The sequence below is a fragment of the Veillonella parvula genome, from assembly GCF_024461875.1.
Lineage (GTDB): Bacteria > Bacillota > Negativicutes > Veillonellales > Veillonellaceae > Veillonella > Veillonella parvula_I.
The window spans coordinates 88,086-108,592 of sequence record NZ_JANGAL010000001.1; the positions used below are offsets into that span (position 1 = coordinate 88,086).

Annotated in this window: 18 protein-coding genes and 1 tRNA gene; all 19 read left to right on the forward strand. The window is 36.8% G+C overall.

Features of this window, described 5'->3' with window-relative positions; translation table 11 throughout:
- Nucleotides 1–7: 7 nt before the first annotated feature.
- The 19 genes from NE668_RS00405 (at nt 8) to NE668_RS00495 (ending at nt 20,489) form a co-directional block, all read left to right on the forward strand.
- A complete protein-coding gene (locus tag NE668_RS00405; RefSeq protein WP_004698749.1) occupies nt 8–1,030 on the forward strand; it encodes an AraC family transcriptional regulator in 1,023 nt (340 codons plus the stop codon).
- Nucleotides 1,031–1,445: 415 nt separating this feature from the next.
- Nucleotides 1,446–1,712 (forward strand): SemiSWEET family transporter, encoded by a 267-nt coding sequence (locus NE668_RS00410; RefSeq protein ID WP_004698672.1) that lies wholly within the window; start codon nt 1,446–1,448, stop codon nt 1,710–1,712.
- 192 nt (nt 1,713–1,904) lie between these two features.
- Nucleotides 1,905–2,933: an AraC family transcriptional regulator gene (locus NE668_RS00415; RefSeq protein WP_038150581.1), complete on the forward strand. Its 1,029-nt coding sequence runs from the start codon at nt 1,905–1,907 to the stop codon at nt 2,931–2,933.
- A 383-nt stretch (nt 2,934–3,316) separates the two neighbouring features.
- The gene (gene ttdA, locus NE668_RS00420) at nt 3,317–4,219 is read left to right on the forward strand and encodes a L(+)-tartrate dehydratase subunit alpha (RefSeq protein ID WP_004698665.1); all 903 of its coding nucleotides are present in this window, start codon (nt 3,317–3,319) and stop codon (nt 4,217–4,219) included.
- Nucleotides 4,219–4,830 carry a L(+)-tartrate dehydratase subunit beta gene (gene ttdB, locus NE668_RS00425; RefSeq protein WP_195394632.1) on the forward strand — a complete coding sequence of 204 codons (612 nt, stop codon included), beginning with the start codon at nt 4,219–4,221 and terminating at the stop codon, nt 4,828–4,830. The genes ttdA and ttdB overlap by 1 nt, the downstream gene beginning before the upstream one ends.
- Nucleotides 4,831–4,987: 157 nt before the next feature.
- A complete protein-coding gene (locus NE668_RS00430) occupies nt 4,988–6,262 on the forward strand; it encodes an SLC13 family permease (protein WP_077708600.1) in 1,275 nt (424 codons plus the stop codon).
- 392 nt (nt 6,263–6,654) lie between these two features.
- On the forward strand, nt 6,655–8,325 hold the full coding sequence (locus NE668_RS00435) for a formate--tetrahydrofolate ligase (RefSeq protein ID WP_227037115.1): 1,671 nt from the start codon (nt 6,655–6,657) through the stop codon (nt 8,323–8,325).
- A 159-nt stretch (nt 8,326–8,484) separates the two neighbouring features.
- Nucleotides 8,485–9,102 (forward strand): cyclodeaminase/cyclohydrolase family protein, encoded by a 618-nt coding sequence (locus NE668_RS00440; protein WP_195213091.1) that lies wholly within the window; start codon nt 8,485–8,487, stop codon nt 9,100–9,102.
- Between the two features lie 180 nt (nt 9,103–9,282).
- Nucleotides 9,283–10,611, forward strand: a complete 1,329-nt coding sequence (locus tag NE668_RS00445; RefSeq protein ID WP_227037114.1) for a nucleobase:cation symporter-2 family protein — start codon at nt 9,283–9,285, stop codon at nt 10,609–10,611.
- Nucleotides 10,612–10,823: 212 nt separating this feature from the next.
- The gene (locus tag NE668_RS00450; RefSeq protein WP_004696570.1) at nt 10,824–11,264 is read left to right on the forward strand and encodes an MOSC domain-containing protein; all 441 of its coding nucleotides are present in this window, start codon (nt 10,824–10,826) and stop codon (nt 11,262–11,264) included.
- 26 nt (nt 11,265–11,290) lie between these two features.
- Complete coding sequence (gene moaA / locus NE668_RS00455; RefSeq protein WP_227037113.1) at nt 11,291–12,256, forward strand: GTP 3',8-cyclase MoaA; 966 nt, start codon at nt 11,291–11,293, stop codon at nt 12,254–12,256.
- Nucleotide 12,257: 1 nt separating this feature from the next.
- Nucleotides 12,258–12,560, forward strand: coding sequence for a hypothetical protein (locus NE668_RS00460; protein ID WP_227037112.1), 303 nt, complete (start codon nt 12,258–12,260; stop codon nt 12,558–12,560).
- An 83-nt stretch (nt 12,561–12,643) separates the two neighbouring features.
- Nucleotides 12,644–12,719 (forward strand) — tRNA-Lys (locus NE668_RS00465).
- A 282-nt stretch (nt 12,720–13,001) separates the two neighbouring features.
- A complete protein-coding gene (locus NE668_RS00470; RefSeq protein ID WP_004696562.1) occupies nt 13,002–13,943 on the forward strand; it encodes a Dyp-type peroxidase in 942 nt (313 codons plus the stop codon).
- Nucleotides 13,944–14,125: 182 nt separating this feature from the next.
- Nucleotides 14,126–15,625, forward strand: a complete 1,500-nt coding sequence (gene thrC, locus NE668_RS00475) for a threonine synthase (protein WP_227037111.1) — start codon at nt 14,126–14,128, stop codon at nt 15,623–15,625.
- 212 nt (nt 15,626–15,837) lie between these two features.
- Nucleotides 15,838–16,725 (forward strand): DMT family transporter, encoded by an 888-nt coding sequence (locus tag NE668_RS00480; protein ID WP_004696559.1) that lies wholly within the window; start codon nt 15,838–15,840, stop codon nt 16,723–16,725.
- 171 nt (nt 16,726–16,896) lie between these two features.
- Nucleotides 16,897–18,564: an ATP-dependent nuclease gene (locus tag NE668_RS00485; protein ID WP_227037110.1), complete on the forward strand. Its 1,668-nt coding sequence runs from the start codon at nt 16,897–16,899 to the stop codon at nt 18,562–18,564.
- A 284-nt stretch (nt 18,565–18,848) separates the two neighbouring features.
- On the forward strand, nt 18,849–19,316 hold the full coding sequence (gene mscL / locus NE668_RS00490; protein WP_227037109.1) for a large conductance mechanosensitive channel protein MscL: 468 nt from the start codon (nt 18,849–18,851) through the stop codon (nt 19,314–19,316).
- 123 nt (nt 19,317–19,439) lie between these two features.
- Nucleotides 19,440–20,489, forward strand: a complete 1,050-nt coding sequence (locus NE668_RS00495; protein WP_227037108.1) for a 2-hydroxyacid dehydrogenase — start codon at nt 19,440–19,442, stop codon at nt 20,487–20,489.
- The last annotated feature ends 18 nt before the right edge of the window (nt 20,490–20,507 follow it).

Sequence of the window (20,507 nt, forward strand, 5' to 3'; positions counted from 1 at the left end):
AAGTGTAATGGATTACTTCGACTATTCATATAAACATAATTACATAGAGTTTAGTAGCAACATATATCGAGTTGGCACATACCATTACAACTGGCATAGTGAGACGGAGATTGTTATTTTATTAAAAGGCCAAATGGAGATGAGTTGTAATGGTGAGACATTTACGATGGAACCACTTGATGTGGTCATTATCTCTCCTCAAGTGGGACATGCCACATTAGCTCTGGAAGAGGATGTCATTGCCTTTGTCATTCATGTAGGAAATGAATTTTACCAACAGTATGATCCAGATTTTGGCGCCTATCAATTTGTATTGCGTTCAGATAATAGTACTCGTCACAATCAATTCTTTACAACCTTACGGCATCATGCAGCTATGACGATGTTATTGATGACTAAAGGTGAAAGCCCGGTACATCGAATGTGGATAGAGCATCATTACTTAGCGTTGGCTGGGGATGTATTTAGAGAGTTTGATCCCATTAAAAAGGTTCATGAAAATGCTAGACCTGGTGATATGAAACCCGCAACGTTCGATAAAATGATTGCCTATATTGATGAGCATTATGAGCAGAAAATAGAGTTGGAAGATATTGCAAAAATTGGGGGCTATAATGTTGCCTATACATCTCAGTTCTTTAAAAAGCAAATGGGGATTTCATTTGTTGAGTATGTATTGAGGTTAAGAATCCGTGACGCTACTGTTCGCTTAGCTGGTACGGATGAGGCTGTCGCAAGAATTGCAAGCGATTGTGGATTTGCAGATGTGAAAGCCTTTAATGTGGCTTTTAAAAAACACTTTAATATGACTCCCACAGAATATCGTAAGCAAGTCAAAAGCATTGGGCGTAAAACCGTCTTACAAGATTGGAAAGAAATTATTTCTGTAGACAATCAAGATGTTCTTGATGTATTGCATTCATTCTTGTCGTATGAAGATGATTCCCGAGCTAAGAGTGAATTGGAATTTATGAGCAAAAAATTGGAATCTTTGAAAGAAAAGTTAGCAGATGTAGTAAAGGATTTATAAAGGTATTTTGTTATATCTCTATGGCAACTAGATTCTTATAGTAACTAATTCTTATAGTAGCTAATTCTTTTAGTAGCTATATTCTTGTGATAAGAGTTTGGTAAGCAAATTATTTTGATGAATTTATGACACATATAGAAAGATTAGAATTGGGTAAATTTCTATATCAAAAAACCCTATAAAGTTATTGAAAAAGCACTACTGTTGATAAGTAGTGCTTTTTTATATGTATTTTCCGGGTGAATTTATATATTGTTATAGTCCCAAAATACAATAAATCGAGAGAAATCTATCTTTTTTCGTTGATTTTAATATAAAAATTATCTTTTAATTTGGATAGTTATATTCACTAAACTGAGTAGAATATATCTCATCAGGAGTAAAAAAATTAGTAAGTTATAATTTTGGAGGATATATGAATCAAGTAAAATTTATGGAAAACGTAGGTAAAGTTGCAACTGTTACTGCTGTAGCTATGTATGTATCTTATTTCCCACAAATCATGCATAACCTTGCACATCCAGGTACTGGTGATTGGATTCAACCACTTGTAGCTGCAATCAACTGTACATTATGGGTAGCGTATGGTTTGTTTAAAGAACATAGAGATATTCCAGTAGCATTAGCCAATGCACCAGGTATCTTCTTTGGTTTAGCAGCGGCTATTACAGCGGTTATGTAATTTTAAGAATAGATATATAATGCTATAGAAGCATAAAACTATAATTTATTAATATATAAAATAAGATTACTGTTGACCGTTATTAATTATATATATCATAATGAATGCATCCCTTTGATTAATAAGGGGTGCATTTTTTATGTAAATAATTGAGAGGTATTTGTTTGATTTTATGAGGGGTATTACGTTGTTATGGATTACTTTCACTATACCTATAAACACAATCATATAGATTTCAATAGTGATATATATAAGGTTAGTACATATCATTACAACTGGCACAGTGGCGTTGAAGTCTTGATCTTGTTAAAGGGCAGAATCGACATGAGTTGTAATAGTGAGGTTTTTACAATGGAACCTCTTGATACCATTATTATTTCCCCTCAAGTAGGTCATGCTACGTTGGCCTTAGAGGAGGATACAACAGCTCTTGTTATTCATGTGAGTAAGGAGTTTTTCCAATACTTTGATCCTAACTTCGGCATGTACCAATTTGTATTGCGCTCAGATAAAACTAATAGGGATAATGAATTCTTTACGTCCTTACGTTATCTTGCGGCACAAATGATGTTGTTAATGGTGAATAGTGAAAGTCCTGATCGTCAATTATGGTTGGAGAGTCACTTTTTAGCCATGACGAGTGATATATATCGTGAAATTGATGCGGTTAAGACTATCCCTATACATACAAAGCCTGCTGATATGACTGTAGCTACCTTTGATAAAATGATTGCCTATATTGATGAAAACTATAAGCAGAAGATAGAGTTAGAAGATATTGCTAAAATAGGCGGTTATAATGTGAACTATACATCTCAATTTTTTAAACGCCAATTAGGGGTTTCCTTTTTAGAGTATTTGTTGCGGTTGAGATTACGAGAGGCTACAGTTCGTTTAGCTAACTCTGAAGATGGAGTAGCACATATTGCAAGTAGTTGTGGCTTTGCAGATATTAAAGCCTTTAATGTGGCCTTCAAGAAACATTTCCATACAACACCATCTGAATATAGAAAGCAAGCAAAAGAGATGGGGCGTAAGACAAAATTACATGATTGGAAGGAAATTATTTCTACTCAGGAAGAAGATATTATAGACATTTTACAAACTTACTTACCCTATCAAGATGTCTCTATCGATAAGAATAGATTAGATGAGGCTAATCAAAAGTTACAGGATGTTAGAGACCAACTTGAGATGGTTGTAAAAAGATTACAATCATAATTTTCATTCTTATAATAACTTGTAATTAGCTATAATTTCATGATTTTGAAAATTAAATTAGGTGGATATACAATTATTAGGTATAGGTGATTTTGTATATTTGTTAATCCTATTAAAATATATGGTGAAAGAGCACTACGTTCTGATGGTAGTGCTCTTTTTTTTATAATCATATAGGTGAAATTGTATATTTTTAATGGGTTAAAAGAAAATAATTAAGGAAATTTTGTATGTGTTTGACAGACTTTCACCAATAAAAATCAACTTGTAAATTGGATAGTTATATACTGAAAAAAGAGTAGAATAGAATCATCGAAAGGAGCTAAGGTTCCGAAACAGAAATAATCACGTCTTAAATATTGAAGTCTTTTTGGAGGTTTGCGATGAGTACGAAGGAACAACAAGTACAAGAAATGACAAATAAGATAGCTAATTTCATTTCTTATATGGCAAAGGTATTGCCTGATGATGTACAAGAAAAAATTCATGAATTGGCACAGGATGAAAAAAATCCTATGGCCAAATCTATTTATGAAACAATGCAACATAATATGGATTTAGCAGCTCAGCTTAATCGTCCTTCTTGTCAAGATACTGGTGTATTACAATTTTGGGTAAAGGTTGGATCTAATTATCCCTTATTAGGAGAATTAGAAGATATTCTAAGAGAAGCAACTTATAAGGCTACACAAGAGGCTCCATTACGATTGAACTGTGTAGAAACTTTTGATGAGTTTAATACTGGTAAAAATATTGGCCTCACTGCACCTTATATTCACTGGGATATCATTTCTGGTTGTGATGATGTAGAAATCTTCCCTTATATGGCTGGTGGCGGGTGTTCCTTGCCAGGGTCAGGTAAAACATTGATGCCAGGCGAAGGCTATGAAGGTATTGCTAAGTTTGTTCTTGATTTGATGACAAGCTATGGATTGAATGCGTGTCCTCCACTATTGGTAGGTGTAGGGATTGCTACAACTATTGATACCGCTGCTGGATTATCTAAAAAAGCATTAATGCGCCCTGTATCTTCAAAAGCACCTAATGAAAAAGCGGCTTATATGGAACAATTGTTAGAAGATGGAATTAATAAGATTGGTATTGGACCTCAAGGTATGGGTGGGGATAAAACTGTTTTAGGTGTGAACATTGAACATGGTACACGTCATCCATCTGTTATTTCTTGTGCTGTTAGTGTAGGTTGTTGGAATCATCGTCGCGGCGATCTCGTATTTGACAAGGATGGTAATTGCACAGTTAAATCTCATAAAGGAGTGACATTATAATGGCTAAGAAAATATTAACTACACCTATTCAACAATCTGATTTAGCAGGCATTAAGCCAGGCGATGTGATTTATTTGACTGGGCATATTACAACCTGTCGTGATATGGGGCATCGTCGTGTGGTAGAAGAAGGTAAAACGTTACCGGTTGATGTTAAAGATGGGGCTATACTTCATGCAGGTCCAATTATTCGTACTTTAAGCGATAATGAATTTGAAGTTGTATCTGTAGGACCTACTACATCTATGAGGATGGAAAAATACGAATATGAATTTGTTAAAAAGACAGGTGTACGTCTCATTGTAGGTAAAGGTGGCATGGGCCCTGAAACAGCACGTGCCTGCAAAGACTTTGGTGCACTACACTGTGTGTTCCCTGCAGGTAATGCGGTTCTTGCTGCTACAGAAGTCGAAAAAGTAGAATCTGCTAATTGGCGTGAATTAGGTATGTGTGAGACTTTGTGGACTTTTAAGGTTAAAGAATTTGGTCCGCTTATCGTATCCATTGATGCAGACGGTAATAACTACTTTGAAGAAAAGAAAATAGAATATAATAAGAAAAAAGATGAAATATTAGACGAAATATATAAACACGTAGGTTTCATCAAATAATAAGATAAGAATAGCGATTTCTTTATATTATGAATAACTTCATAACTTGTAAATATATCTATATGAGAAATAATTATTAATAATATTGTTTTGTGATTTACAGCGTATCTTCATATAGATATACTATAAGAGTATGACTACCATGAAAGGAATTCTCATGGATTATAGTATTGCTATTACACTGGGATTTCTTGTATTTGCAATCGTAATGTTTGCATTGGAGAAAATTCCATTGTCTATTACGGCTATGATTGTGGCCGTTGGATTACATCTTTCTGGTGTATTAACTGCAGCGGAAGCTTTTAAAGGTTTCGTTGACTCTAATGTTATTTTGTTTATTGCTATGTTTATTATCGGCGCTGCTTTCTTTGAAACAGGTGTAGCTGTTGATGTTGGTAACGTTGTTAATAAATTTGCTAAAAATGAAACTATCCTTATTATTGCTATTATGATGCTTACAGGTATTATGTCTGGCTTCTTATCTAATACAGGTACTGCAGCGGTTATGATTCCTGTTGTTATTGGTATTTGCAAAAAGGGTGGTTTTAACCAAACTAAATTCTTAATGCCAATCGTATTTGCCGCTGCTATGGGGGGGAATATTTCTATGATTGGCTCTCCTGGTAATATGATTGCAAATTCTAATTTGCAAGAAGCCGGCCTTGGATCCTTTAGTTTCTTTGCTTATGGTGAAGTAGGTTTACCTATGCTTATCGTAGGTACTTTATTCTATGCATTCATTGGTAAAAGATTCTTACCTGAGGTTCCAACGCGTGAACCTGATCCAAACTATCAAAAAAATGCTGATTTTAGTCATGTTCCAGTTTGGAAAAAATGGGTAGCTGGTTTGGTATTGGTGTTGACTATCGCTGCTATGATTTTTGAAAAACAAATTGGCGTATCCTTAGCGGTTAGTGCTTGGGTAGGTGCACTTGTTATCGTAGCGACAGGAGTTATTACCGAAAACGAAGCAGTTAAGTCTATTGATATGAAGACAATTCTACTATTTGTAGGTTCCTTAGCTCTTGGTACAGCAATGGTAAAATCTGGGGCAGGTGCATATATTGCAAATCTTATTGTTGATGCTTTGGGGGATACACCTAATCCATTGGCATTATTAGCGGTACTTTTCTTCCTATCTGTATTTATGACAAACTTTATGTCCAATACAGCAGATGTTGCATTGCTAGCTCCAATCGGATTGTCTTTAGCATCTCAATTAGGTTTTGATCCTAAGGCGATTCTTGTTGCAATCGTAATTTCTAGCTCTCTTGCGTATGGTACACCTATAGGGATGCCTGCGAATACTATGGTATATAATGTAGCTGGTTATAGTTTTAAGGACTATGTGAAAGCCGGCGTACCGTTGATTGTAGTATCTGCAATTGTATCTTTAGTATTGTTACCGATTTTGTTCCCGTTTAACCCATAATTATATTAAGGTTAGTCATACAAGGGGCTGTAACAGGATGTGGTTGTACCACATTCTAGTTGCAGTCCCTTTATAATATAAAAAATACCAAGAAAATTAAGTTTGTAACATCCTAGGTTTTCTTGGTATTTTTTGTTTTTAGACGCACCTAGGGTTGTTTTGTTACAGCCCCTTATTTCTTATTTGGAGAAAATATTTTGGTAATAAGTTAATATAATATAGAGATAGGCAAGAATTGATTAGACATATGGTCTACTTTCATATATAATAGATTACTGTAGTTGCACAAATATACACCTACAGTAGACAGTTAATATTAAATATTGAATATTAGAGAGTAAGGTTATAGTTGTTATATAGTTTATAGATGGCCTTAGTGCCGAGGAGGCTTTATGTTAAGCGATATTGAGATTGCCCAACAGAATAGAATGGAAAAGATTCAGGTTATTGCCAATAAATGTGGTTTAACACCTGGTGACATTGAACAATATGGTCATTATAAAGCTAAAATTTCTTTTGATGCTATTCGTCGTTTAGAATCTAAGCCAGATTGTAAGTTAGTGCTAGTCACAGCGATTACGCCAACACCAGCAGGGGAAGGTAAGTCTACAACGAGCATTGGTCTCGTACAAGGGCTACAAAAAATCGGTAAAAATGCAATTGCTACATTACGTGAGCCATCCTTAGGACCTGTTTTTGGGATTAAAGGTGGTGCAGCAGGTGGTGGTTATGCTCAAGTTGTACCTATGGATGACATCAATCTTCACTTTACAGGTGATATGCATGCTATTACAGCGGCTAACAATTTATTATCCGCTATGATCGATAACCATATCCATCAAGGAAATGAATTGCAAATCGATTTGCGTCAACTATCTTGGACACGTGTTTTAGATATGAATGATCGTGCTCTTCGCAATGTGACAGTTGCACTTGGTGGCAAAGTATGTGGATTCCCTCGGGAAGATCATTTTATGATTACCGTTGCTTCTGAAATCATGGCTATTCTTTGCTTAGCTAAGGATTTAGAAGATTTGAAAGAACGTTTTGGTCGCATCGTTATCGGTTGTAACTTAGCAGGTGATCCTGTTTATGTTCATCAACTTGGTTGCCAAGGGGCAATGGCGCTTCTCATGAAAGATGCTATCAAGCCAAATCTCGTACAAACATTGGAACATACACCAGCTATTGTTCACGGTGGTCCCTTTGCAAATATCGCTCATGGTTGTAACTCCATTGTAGCTACAAAACTAGGACTTAAGCTTGGTGATATCGTAGTTACGGAAGCGGGCTTTGGCGCTGACTTGGGTGCTGAAAAGTTCCTTGATATTAAATGCCGATACGGCGATATTTTCCCTGATGCAATCGTTATCGTAGCTACATTACGAGCTCTTAAAATGCATGGTGGTGTACCAAAACAAGAGTTGAATACAGAAAATGTTGAAGCCGTAACTAAAGGTTTCAGTAACTTACAAAAAGCAATTGAAAACATGCGTTATTTCAATGTGCCTGTATTAGTGGCAATCAATAAATTTGCTAGCGATACAGATGCAGAAATTGCTGAGTTGACTCGCCTATGTGATGAGTTTGGCGTGCCTGTAGAGCTTAATGAATGTTGGGAAAAGGGCGGCGAAGGCGGCACTGATATGGCAAAAAAAGTCGTAGAGTTACTTGAAGGTCCTAAGCCAACACCTAAATTCGTATATGATTTGGAAGATAGTTTAGAGGATAAAGTTAATAAAATCGTTAAAACTATTTATGGTGGCGATGGAGTTATCTTTACGGACAAAGCCAAAAAGCAAATTAAACAATTAGCAGATTGGGGACTGGATCGTTTGCCTGTATGTATGGCGAAAACGCAATATTCCTTATCTGATAATCCAGCATTATTAGGGGCTCCAACAGGATTCACTATTACTGTATCCGATATTCGTGTTGCCAATGGGGCAGGCTTTATTGTATGTCGTACAGGTGATGTAATGGTAATGCCAGGCCTTCCTAAACGTCCTGCTGCTCTTAATATGGATATTGAAGCAGACGGCACGATTAAAGGCTTATTTTAATAGATATTGTTTATAGTAGAACGTTTCTTAACTGGAGATTTATAGTGTCTGCTATAATTAGTTATATTTTTTATTGTGTTCAATATTTGTAGATTTTTATAGTAATTACAAAGCGATAACAAGACATATCTTGTTATCGCTTTTACATGAGGCCTTGTTATGAAATTGGTGGAACAACGAGTGATAGATTTTGTGGCTGCTACTGCATCGAAAGAGCCAACACCAGGTGGTGGTGCTATTGCAGCACTAACTGCCGCAACAGGTGCGGCTTTAGCAGAAATGGTAGCAAACCTTACATTTGGTAAAAAAGGTTATGAAGCGGTTCAGACCGAAATGGAGGAGCTTCAAGCTAAAGCAGAAGCGATTCGCGAGCGCATGCTCGAATTATCTCAAGCTGATGCAGATGTATTTAACATCTTTATGAACGCCTTAGGATTGCCAAAGAATACAGATGAAGAAAAGGCTGCGCGTACAGCTGCTATTCAACAAGCTTACAAAGATGCGGCTATGGTACCTTTTGAGATTGGAGAATTAGCGAATCAAATATTTGATTTAGCAGAACTAGCCTCTCGTAAGGGGAATCAAAACCTTATTACAGATGGTATTATTGCGGCTATTAATGCGCGTGCTGCGGTGAAATCGGCTTTTTTGAATGTGCGTATTAATTTATCTGGTATTAAAGATGAAAGTTTTGTAGCAGAACTAACATCTAAGATGTATGCCATTGAAAAAGATCTTGATGTTAAAGAGTCGTCTATCATAGGGTTATATGAATAATAAGAGATTATAATATAAATCGAATAATATAACCGAGCAAACTATAAAAGTTCGGGAAATAATATAAAGAGAGCCTATTAATACGTATAAAATAATAGACTCTCTTTTTTCTATTGTTATAATCCGAACGATAGTGTAAAATAAATGGGTGATATTTCGAGGTTTTATGTAGGAGACATTATGACAGATCAGAACCAAATAAATACAGTCGATAGTATGTTGCCCATACCACAGCTCTTTGCCTTTGGTTTACAGCATGTACTTGCCATGTATGCTGGAGCTGTTGCGGTACCGATTATCGTGGCACAGGCGATGAATTTACCTGTGGAGGACTTGATTCGTCTTATTACAGCAGACTTGTTTACTTGTGGCATTGCGACCTTAATTCAAACATTAGGCTTCGGTAATATAGGTGGGCGTATCCCTATGATCCAAGGTGTTACCTTTGCATCTGTCGGACCTATGACTATGATTGGGGCGCAGCATGGTATGACTGCCATTTACGGCGCCATTATTGTAGCAGGTTTATTTACCTTTCTAGTAGCTCCATTCTTTAGTCGTCTAATTCGACTGTTCCCCCCTGTTGTAACGGGAACCATAATTACTCTTATTGGGATTAACTTAATGCCAGTTGCCATTAATTGGATGGGAGGCGGCGTAGGAAATCCAGAATTTGGAAGCTATACAAACATAGGACTTGGGTTTCTTACGTTCTTAATTGTTGTATTTGTATACAAGTTTGCTAAAGGTTTCTTAAGTAATCTTTCTGTATTAATCGGTTTGATCGCAGGCACGGCAATTGCCTTTGCAATGGGCGTTGCTAATTTTGACGAAGTTGGTCGTTCTCAATGGGTTGCTTTCATTGAACCATTCTATTTTGGTTTGCCAACCTTTGACTGGGCTTCTGTACTATCTATGATTATCGTCATGCTCGTTGTCATGGTAGAGACTACAGGTGATAGTATTGCTATTGGTGAAATTGTGGATAAGCCAATAGGTCGAAAAGAATTGGCTTCTGTTATTCGTGCCGATGGTATTTCTACTTTAATAGGGGGAATTCTTAATAGTTTCCCATATACAGCCTTTGCTCAAAATGTAGGACTTATTGCGGTTACAGGTGTTAAAAGTCGCTTTGTAGTAGCTGCATCTGGAGTAATCTTAATTTTGTTAGGATTATTCCCTAAATTAGCTGCTATAGTTGCTAGCATTCCAAATGCAGTGCTCGGTGGTGCTGGCATTGCTATGTTTGGCATGATTGTTGCCAGTGGTATTCGCTCTCTTGGTAAGGTTAGCTTTGATGGTAATCATAACTTGATGCTTGTGGCGATTAGTATTGGAGTGGCTATGATCCCTATTGCGGCGCCGAACTTTTATGCTAATTTCCCTGATTGGGCACAAATTATATTAAAATCTGGCATTACCTTTGGTAGTATTATGGCAATCTTGCTTAATTTATTACTAAATGGTGTTAATAAAGGTGACGAAATTAAAGAAATGGGTCGCCGATAATAATAACTAGATGAGAACTCTACCTCTTTCGGTAGAGTTTTTTAGTGAATAAAATCACAGGAAAAATATTAGAATATTATGCTATAATATATAGATAATTGTAGAACTATTTTGTGATGCTTTCATAAAATAGAAATATTAATTTGTATTTACAATTAAGTGTTTATAAAAGTTATGTATATGGAATGTTCCCATAAGAAGGGAAGGGCTACGTGGCAGACGGAAAAATTATTGCTATCTCCATAAGTGAGAGAAAAGGGCAAAAAAAACATAATATTGAATCCGCCAATCTCATTGTTGATCATGGGATGGAGGGAGATGCTCATGCAGGAAATTGGCATCGCCAAATCAGCTTGCTTGGTATTGCGAGTATTGATCACATGAGGGCACAAGGTGCAGATGTCAAACCTGGTGATTTCGCTGAAAACATTACAGTAGAAGGCATGGTTCTTTATGAATTAGCTGTAGGGACTCACTTACAAGTAGGTGATGATGTGATTCTTGAAATTACTCAAATTGGCAAGGAATGTCATCAAGGTTGTGAAATTATGAAACAAGTTGGTTCCTGCATTATGCCTACACAAGGTATCTTTGGTAAGGTTCTTAAAACTGGTACGATTCATGTAGGTGATGAAGTATCTATTATTAAGTAATTTCGTATTAGTAAATGAGGTGTGTTATGAAAGACGCATGGGGTCGTACAATTGAATATGTACGTCTGTCGTTGACAGATGCGTGTAATTTTTGTTGTCCCTACTGCCGACCTGCAGAAATTACTCCTCAAAGTCAAACACAACTATTATCTGTTGATGAATGGATGAATATATTAGGGGCCTTCCATCATATTGGTGTGAAGGCAGTACGCCTCACAGGCGGTGAGCCTTTGCTCTATCCACATATCGAAGAGTTACTAGGTCGCATTAAAGAAACAGGTTGGTTTGAAGATATTTCTATGACTACCAATGGTAGTTTATTAGCCTCACGAGCGCAACGGTTAAAAAAACTTGGCTTGAATCGTGTGAATATTAGTTTGGACTCTCTTGAAACTGAAGCTTTTGCCACCTGTGTTGGTAAAGAGGGGCAGTTGGAGTCTGTTCTCGACGGTATACGTAGCGCTATTAATGCTAACTTTAAATCCGTTAAGATTAATACGGTTTTATCTCGTTATTGGTCCGATGATGAAGTTAAATCTTTATTACAATATGTTGAAAAATGGCCTGTTGTTTGGCGGTTTATTGAATACATGCCGTTCCAAGGTGATGCCTTTCATGGGCCTACCTTTGATGAATGGAAGGAACAATTAGAACGCGTTAGTGGCGGATCTCTCACAGAGGTTCATTCTATTTATGGCTTTGGTCCAGCTACATATTTGGCACTACCTAGTGGTAAGGCTGTAGGCTTTATTTTTTCTATGTCTCATAGCTATTGTGATACATGCAATCGTGTGCGCCTTACATCTGATGGTCAAATGCGATTGTGCTTGTTGCGAGATGATGAGGCTGACCTTGTATCGCTCGTGCGCAATGGTGCCTCAGAAGAGGCTTTAGCCAAGCATATCGAACGTTCTTTGCAACGAAAACAAGAACGACATGATGGTATAGGCATGGAGCAACCAGAACGACCAATGTGGCGAATCGGAGGGTAGTATGGGATTTCTTGATTTTTTAAAGCCTAGATCAAAGGAGAATGTTGAATCATGCTGGCCGGGAGGCAAGATGCTTCAAGTCCATATAGAATACGATACACAAGAGTCTGTTTTTACCTATTTTGGTCGTTATGGGTTACAGTTTAGCGTTCCTAAGTCTAATTTAACGAATATTATTGTTAAAGAAGTAAGCCGCACTCATAGTGTGCTTCAACTATATAGTGGTGAAAACTGCGTAGGGACTAGTGATTTACTCCCTACTGAGGCCTGTAATATTATGAAGGATTGGGTATTACAATATTAATAATATGAATGTTGATATTTTATAGGAGTGTAATAAATTTTCTTTACATTCCTATAAAATAAGCATATAATTATTCATGTCATGGACCACTAGCTCAGCTGGCAGAGCACCTGACTCTTAATCAGGGTGTCCAGGGTTCGAACCCCTGGTGGTCCACCAAAGTAAAGAACTCACATTTTATGTGAGTTCTTTTTTTTGTGTAAATATTTTCCTTTTAGCTTTTTATATATCTTTTTAACCTTTACATAGTTATTTACATGGTTAAAATACGTTGTGGTTTAATCCTATTTTTCTCAAACGAGTAGTCATTGATTCAATTAAGTTTATAAACTTTGATATTAATTGAATATAGTATTGATACAAATAATATATTTTATAGACAGTAAAACTATAATAGCTTATGATGGTTTTATAATAGTTTTTCTCACTAGGAGGTACCAAATGGCAGTAGATGTTTCTAGAACACAAGATGTGTATAAAGATGCTGGCCAAAGTGTCAACTTCACCACTTTGTTATTAAACCGTAAAGATCATGAGGCAGAACTTGAAGTGATTCAAGATATGGCAGATCGTATTCAAGCCATTAAACGTTCTGTTAGTATTCGCGCTAATGGGGAAGGTTTGGGCATTGCCTTTGGCTTTAGCCGTAAGGCATGGGATTATTTGTTCCCTAATGCACCGGTACCAAAAGAGTTAGAAGACTTCCAAGGCATAAAAGGTGATAAACAAGATGTACCAGCTGTAGCAGCTGACTTATTTTTGCATGTCCGCTCTAATGATGAATCTGTTACGTATACTGTAGTAGATCAAATTATGGAGTTCTTACGCCCTATTACATCTGTTGTAGATGAAACCCATGGCTTCCACTACGAACAAGGTCGTGCGATTATTGATTTCGTTGATGGTACGGAAAACCCTGTTGGACAAGAGGCCGTAGAGTGGGGCGTTATTGGAGATGAAGATCCTGAATTTACTAATGGTTCTTATGCATTTGCACAGAAATATGAACATGATCTTGATGCATGGCGTGCACTTCCTACAGAAATGCAAGAAAAATTCATTGGGCGTCGCAAATTTAGCGATATTGAATTGGAGGATGATGAAAAAGATCCGGCAGCTCATAATGTAGTGGCTCAAGATAATCGTGATGATGAAGAACATAAGATCGTTCGTATGAATGTTCCATTTGCTCAACCTGGTCAAGGTGTTCGAGGCACATACTTTATAGGTTATGCTCGTTACTGGGATGTGACCAAAACAATGCTTACCAATATGTTTACACAAAATGATAAATTGCTTGATTATTCCAAGCCTATTACGGGCATGCTATTTTTCATTCCGTCTCTTGATACATTGGATGCTATTGCAGAAGGTGAATTATAAGGGATTTCTGATTGATAGTGGAGACTAAACATTTATCTAATTAGTTAGTAATGTTTAGTTTTATCTATCAGATTAAAATTTATTATATAATTCTATAGAAAGCGCCCCAAGTGGGCGCTTTTATGCTATAATAAATCTATTAAACTCGTAAAAATCCATTGTAGTTATGAATGAGGTATTCCATGAATTATACTAGCACCCGCGGTACCGTTGCGGTAAATGAAACATATGCATTGTTGCACGGCTTAGCAGAGGATGGTGGTCTATATGTACCATCTTTATTTCCTACAAATTGCTTAACTTACAATGATGTGAAAGATAAAAACTACCAAGAAGTAGCAGCCGTTGTTTTAGCAAAGTTGTTTCCATGCTTTTCCAAAGCTCATTTAAATGAAATGATTAATTCTGCTTACTGCGATGCTAATTTCAGCACCCGTGATATTGCACCATTACACTCTTTATTGGAAAAGGTTTCCGTATTGGAATTATTCCATGGCCGCACACAAGCTTTCAAAGATATGGCCTTGTCCTTATTCCCATATTTGTTAGTGGCAGCTAAAGAGGCGGAAGGTGAGAAAAAAGAGGTTCTTATCTTAACGGCTACTTCTGGTGATACTGGTAAAGCAGCTCTTGAGGGCTTTAAGAATGTACCGGGAACTCATATTCAAGTATTCTACCCGACTGATGGCGTTAGTCCTATGCAAGCGGAACAAATGCAAAAACAAGAAGGGGAGAATGTTAATGTTACGGCTATTCATGGAAATTTTGACGATGCTCAACAATTCTTGAAACGCCTCTTTGTTGATAAAGCGACTGCTGAAGAGGTTGCTGAAAAAGGGGTTATGTTCTCCAGTGCGAACTCTATCAATATTGGTCGTTTAGCTCCACAAGTAGTTTACTATGTAAATGCCTATGCTGAACTGGTTGCACAAGGTGCAATCCATGAAGACGAAGCTTTCAACGTTGTAGTTCCAACTGGTAACTTCGGTAATATTTTGGCTGCTTACTATGCTAAAAAAATGGGGATTCCTATCGGCAAATTGATTTGTGCATCCAATCAAAACAACGTACTTACTGACTTCTTTGAAAACGGTACCTACGATATGAACCGCCCATTCTATACGACGATTTCTCCATCTATGGATATTCTTGAGTCCTCTAACTTTGAACGATTCTTATATTATATTTCTGGTGAAGATAGCGAACGTACAGCAGGATGGATGAAAGATCTTAAAACAACAGGCAAATTAACTGTTAATGAAGAAGAGTTCAAACGTATTAAGACTGATTTTGCTGGTGCCTATGTGGATGATGAAGAAACGAAAGCAATCATTGAACAAGTATACAATTCTTACGGTTATGTAATGGATCCTCACACGGCGGTTGCTATGGGGGCCTATATGAAGGAGTTGGAGAAGCATCCTGAAGATGGCGCTCGTCATACAGTGATTGCATCTACAGCACATCCATTTAAATTCCCTACACCAATCTGTGAGGCATTGGATATCAAGGTAGGCGAGACTCCTTATGAAAGCTTAGATAATATCTCTACTGTAACGGGTGTTGCCTTCCCTAAACAATTGGAAGCCTTACAATCCAAACCATTGCGCTTTACAAAAGCAATCGACAAAGAGAATATGAAACAAGAAATCTTAGATTTTGTAGATACATTCTCTAAATAATACAATGCCGCCTTTCCTTAGAAGGGCGGCATATCTATATGTTTCTTATTGAGTAATCAATTTTTATTGATTAACTAACTAAATTTATTTTCTCACTAAATTAACATTCATCATATATAATATGGAATTTTGTTAGTATGTATTGATGTATTCATTATTTATAGAAATATGAGTTTATAATTATATAGAGAAATATAATTATAGGAGGGGCTATGGCTAAAAAAGGCCTTATATATGCATTATTATCTGCACTTTTGTTTAGTACGATGAATGTATTCGTAAAACTGTTGGGGACGAATATTCCACCTGGGGAAATCGCTTTTGCCCGTGGATTCTTTGGGACTGTTGCGGTGCTCATTATCATGTATGTGAAGGGAATCCGTTTTTCAAAAGAGGATAGAGGGCTCCTCGTCATGCGTGGCCTATATGGCGGTTTTGGTATGGTATGTAATTTTATCGCTTTGGTACACATAAAATTATCTGATGCAACAATTTTATTTCAGACGACTGGAATATTTGTTTTTATCTTTAGTGCGCTGTTTCTGAAGGAATCGATACCTAAAGGGGCTGGAAAATGGCTCGGAGTTATTTTGATTGCTGTCTTAGTAATGGTAAACCCTTTTAGTTATGAATCATTTTCTTGGTATGCCTTGGTGGCTATTTTAGGTGCTGCTCTAGCTGCGGCGGCTTATACGACAATACGAACTATTAGTAAACGCGGACAACATAGTAATTTTGAAATTATGGCCTATTTTATGATTACTGGTATGATTGCGGGCCTTGTCACTACAGAACAGCTCGTTATGCCTCAAGGTACAGACTGGCTCATTATTTTTGCTATCGGTGGTATTAGTGTAGTGGCTCAGTTTTTCTTGACCGGAGCCTTTGTTACGACCAATGCTGTAGTGGCTCAATTCTTGCAATACGTTGGCGTATTTATTAGTTCCTTCTACGGGTTCCTGATCTTTGGTGAAAGCTTATCTATAGCAACAGTGGGCGCTGGTATTGCCATGTTTATATCTTCTGTTATGTTGGCGCGTCTTAAAGAACAGAGTGGTCCATTAAGAGAGGGCAAGGTCATAGAGGATAAAATCAAATAAATGTCGAATATATACAATATCAGATTGTATATGACAGTGGGGTGCTGATTACATTCGTGATTAGCACCTTTTTACATAAAAGAGATAATACAAGGGTATTAGTTAGTGATTTGTGGTAATGAAATATACTAGAGCTCTTTCATTTTGAAAGTAGCTACAGACGGAGGAGCTATGTATATAAAATGGATGCATATTGAAAACTATAGGAACTTAGCCGATGTAACGCTAAGCTTTCACAATGATATTAATTACTTTGTCGGTGAGAATGCGGTGGGTAAGTCTAATTTTCTAGATCTCTTAGAAATTATCATGGAGTGCCATGGGTTCATTGAAAGTGATTTCACGGATGTAAACAAGCCTATCCGCATTGATTTTGAAATATCTTTGGGTGAGTTAAATTATAAAAGTATGTATACTGCTGATGAAGGCCCCACCTACCGTTTACGACTTGAACAAGTTGTACAAGAGGTATATCCACGATTATACAGAGTCACTGATGCAGAGATTGAGCCTATGGCGTTGTCTATGATTCGTCATGCCTTATATGTGTGTCATCGCGATACATCAGAGCAAGAGCTATTTTCTATACCCTCTGCTGTATATGTTGAATTAGGACATCTCTTACAAGCTTATGTATCTCGATTAGAAATGGCGACTGATGATTTGCAGCGTGAAATTGTCAGTTTACGCAAGGATTTAGATCCCTATTGTATGCTCAATATTCAACACCTTATAGAGGTGTTGTCTACATCTTCTGCTATAGAACGCAAGTATTCTGCTGATAATGTGCGTTTAATAATGGCTGTGGCTCTTAAAATTTTAGCTCAAATTTATATGAAGGTGAGTAGTGCGACTACAAATCTAGAAGCTTTACTTGTATATGATGGAAAAGGTCGCAAGTTTTTACCAATCTTTATCAGTGTGGATGAGCCAGAGCTACATTTAAGCCCTTATTTGCAACGCGCTGTACTCAATTATTACCGCCAAATTGCAACTAATGAAAATGAAGAGTTTTTAGCGTTGTTGCGAGATGTATTTAAAATTGATGGATTGTTAGGACAACTTTTTGTAGTTACACATAGTACAGATGCGCTTGTTGATGATTATCGGCACATTATTCGCCTTTATCGGGATGAAAATAATATGGTCTGTGCAGCCTGTGGGGTTACGTTTAACTTCCCTAAAGAGGTAGAGAAACATTTGATTATGCATTTTCCAGAGGCTAAGGAGGCGCTCTACGCTCGGTGTATTATCATTGTAGAAGGAGAGACAGAGTACGGTAGCTTTGCAGGTTTTGGTAAACGATTGGGTGTAGATTTTGATTACTTTGGCATCTGTCTTATCAATGCCCGAGGAGAGTCTTCTATTAGTAAATTACAAAAATTATTTAATAGATTCTCTATTCCAACAGTAGCTCTCTATGATCGAGATGTAGAGGGAAAGTATGCAAAAGCACATAGCAATATATTTTACACACAAGAAATTTGTTTTGAAATGGATTTTGTATCGTATTTGCTTGCGATGCACAAGCGTTCCATAATGGATGCTATCATAAAGGATATTATTGATGATGCACGGCCGATGGTTACAAAGGATATGGCGCGGCGTGGTTATGCTAAACTAGGTATTACTAAAAGTCAAATTGTACAACGATGTTTATCGAATATTTCGGATCGTAAGTTAGATGATTTACATATTTATTACTTCTCTTGGTTCTATGCTAATAAAGGGGTAATTGTAGGGCGTCGTATCAGTCAATTTTTAGATGCTTCCATGATACCACCTGCATTTATTGCAGTAATAGAGCGTGCTAAACTTCTTTCGCTAGGTTTAGGTTAAAGGGTCAATACATTACTACTTCTAATTAATAGAGTCTGATCAAAGTTTGGTTAGACTCTATTTTAAAGTATTTAAGATAGCCTTTTAGAGCGTAGGTATAGAAAATATGGTGTAAAAAATACGCATAAGAAATGGGTTATTACAATAATAGATAGAATTATGAAAAACTATATTAACTAAATTATAAAAACTACATCGAAATTTCTTGACATCTTTTTATCTTTATTTTATGATTAGTACTGTTATTAATGCATTCTCAATTAAACGTATCTAGGAGTATGAAAATGAAAGACTTTTTAAACGACTTTAAAGCATTTGCTTTCAAAGGCAATATGATGGACCTAGCTATTGGTATGATTATTGGTGCTGCTTTCACAGCATTGGTTAATTCTGTTGTAAACAACCTATTCATGCCTGTTCTCAGCGTATTCACAGGTGGTATTGATTTTAGTAATTTGTATTTACCATTGAGCACAGGTTCTAAAGATGCATTCATGGCTGGTGCAGATATTGCTACAGCTCGTGCAGCTGGAGCGGTATTGCCATATGGTACATTTATTACTGATTTGATTCAATTCTTGATTTTGGCTTTTGTTGTATTCTTGATGGTTCGTGGGTTGGCTAAAATGATGAAATCTGCGAAAGAAGAGGAAGTTGCAGAAGCTCCTAAAACGAAAGAATGTCAATTCTGTAAATCTGAAATCAATATTAATGCAGTTAAATGTCCTAATTGTACTGCAGATTTGAACTAGTTCAAATTTAAATTATACATAAAAGGAGTGAGGTTTTGGCCTTACTCCTTTTTGTTGTATTACGTTAGCTTTCTAGTATAAAATATAATTATAATATATAGAATTTTTTAGGGAGGGATATACATGGAAAAGAAACCTCTAGTAGTAGTAAATGGACTGGTTCGCAAAGATGCGATTGCATATTTAAAAGAGCATGTAGATGTGCGCCAATGGACTGAAAAAACAGTGATGCCTCGTGAGGTACTGAAGGAATGGCTCGTTGATGCAGATGGTTTATGGTGTGTACGACCTTTAGATGTAGATGCTGATTTTGTAAAGAATGCGCCAAATTTAAAGGTTATAGCACAAGCGGCCGTAGGCTATGATAATGTAAACATTGATGAACTAACAGCGGCAGGCATTCCTTATGGCAATACACCAGGTGTTCTCAATGAAACGGTAGCAGAACTTGCATTTACCTTGATTGCTACGGCTAGTCGTCGTATTATAGAAAATGCTAACTTTGTAAAAGAAGGGCGTTGGGCTCAAAGACCTTCTAATATTAAAGGTTTTGATTTGAGTCGTCGTACCCTTGGTATCATTGGCATGGGGGCTATCGGCGTGTCTATTTCTCGCCGCGCCCGTGCGTTTGGTATGACTGTTGTATATCATAATCGTAATCAACGCTTGGATGATAAGATTCACAAGACTACTTATATGGAGCTAGATGATTTATTAGCCACTAGTGACGTAGTATGTGTTATGGCTCCATTGACAGATGAAACCTATCATATGTGTGATGAAGCATTCTTCAAGAAGATGAAAAATACCGCTTTATTTGTAAATGTAGGTCGTGGTCCTATCGTTGATACAGAGGCACTCATTAATGCCTTAAATACAGGTGAAATTGATTATGCGGCACTCGATGTGACGGATCCAGAACCATTACCAGTGGATCATCCATTATTAGAGGTAGAAAATTGCCTCATTGTACCACATATTGGCTCTTACACAGATAGGACTCGTTATGACATGTCTATTTTGACAGCAGATAATATTATTGCCGGCGTTCATAAGAAACCGTTAAAAACATGTGTGAACGAAGAAGTGAACTACAAGAAACCTCAAATGGATGTAGAGTCTGCGCTAGAAGAGCTTAAAAAGGCTGGCGTTGATTTAACCGATTTCGACTAACAGTGCAAGACATTAAAA

What these genes read in the sequence shown, in the direction of transcription:
- NE668_RS00415 (WP_038150581.1), top strand. Translation starts at nt 1,905, where the DNA reads ATGGATTACTTTCACTATACCTATAAACACAATCATATAGATTTCAAT.
- NE668_RS00405 (WP_004698749.1), top strand. Translation starts at nt 8, where the DNA reads ATGGATTACTTCGACTATTCATATAAACATAATTACATAGAGTTTAGT.
- NE668_RS00470 (WP_004696562.1), top strand. Translation starts at nt 13,002, where the DNA reads ATGGCAGTAGATGTTTCTAGAACACAAGATGTGTATAAAGATGCTGGC.
- moaA (WP_227037113.1), top strand. Translation starts at nt 11,291, where the DNA reads ATGAAAGACGCATGGGGTCGTACAATTGAATATGTACGTCTGTCGTTG.
- NE668_RS00435 (WP_227037115.1), top strand. Translation starts at nt 6,655, where the DNA reads ATGTTAAGCGATATTGAGATTGCCCAACAGAATAGAATGGAAAAGATT.
- NE668_RS00440 (WP_195213091.1), top strand. Translation starts at nt 8,485, where the DNA reads ATGAAATTGGTGGAACAACGAGTGATAGATTTTGTGGCTGCTACTGCA.
- NE668_RS00410 (WP_004698672.1), top strand. Translation starts at nt 1,446, where the DNA reads ATGAATCAAGTAAAATTTATGGAAAACGTAGGTAAAGTTGCAACTGTT.
- NE668_RS00460 (WP_227037112.1), top strand. Translation starts at nt 12,258, where the DNA reads ATGGGATTTCTTGATTTTTTAAAGCCTAGATCAAAGGAGAATGTTGAA.
- NE668_RS00480 (WP_004696559.1), top strand. Translation starts at nt 15,838, where the DNA reads ATGGCTAAAAAAGGCCTTATATATGCATTATTATCTGCACTTTTGTTT.
- ttdB (WP_195394632.1), top strand. Translation starts at nt 4,219, where the DNA reads ATGGCTAAGAAAATATTAACTACACCTATTCAACAATCTGATTTAGCA.
- NE668_RS00445 (WP_227037114.1), top strand. Translation starts at nt 9,283, where the DNA reads ATGACAGATCAGAACCAAATAAATACAGTCGATAGTATGTTGCCCATA.
- ttdA (WP_004698665.1), top strand. Translation starts at nt 3,317, where the DNA reads ATGAGTACGAAGGAACAACAAGTACAAGAAATGACAAATAAGATAGCT.
- NE668_RS00495 (WP_227037108.1), top strand. Translation starts at nt 19,440, where the DNA reads ATGGAAAAGAAACCTCTAGTAGTAGTAAATGGACTGGTTCGCAAAGAT.
- NE668_RS00430 (WP_077708600.1), top strand. Translation starts at nt 4,988, where the DNA reads ATGGATTATAGTATTGCTATTACACTGGGATTTCTTGTATTTGCAATC.
- thrC (WP_227037111.1), top strand. Translation starts at nt 14,126, where the DNA reads ATGAATTATACTAGCACCCGCGGTACCGTTGCGGTAAATGAAACATAT.
- NE668_RS00485 (WP_227037110.1), top strand. Translation starts at nt 16,897, where the DNA reads ATGTATATAAAATGGATGCATATTGAAAACTATAGGAACTTAGCCGAT.
- mscL (WP_227037109.1), top strand. Translation starts at nt 18,849, where the DNA reads ATGAAAGACTTTTTAAACGACTTTAAAGCATTTGCTTTCAAAGGCAAT.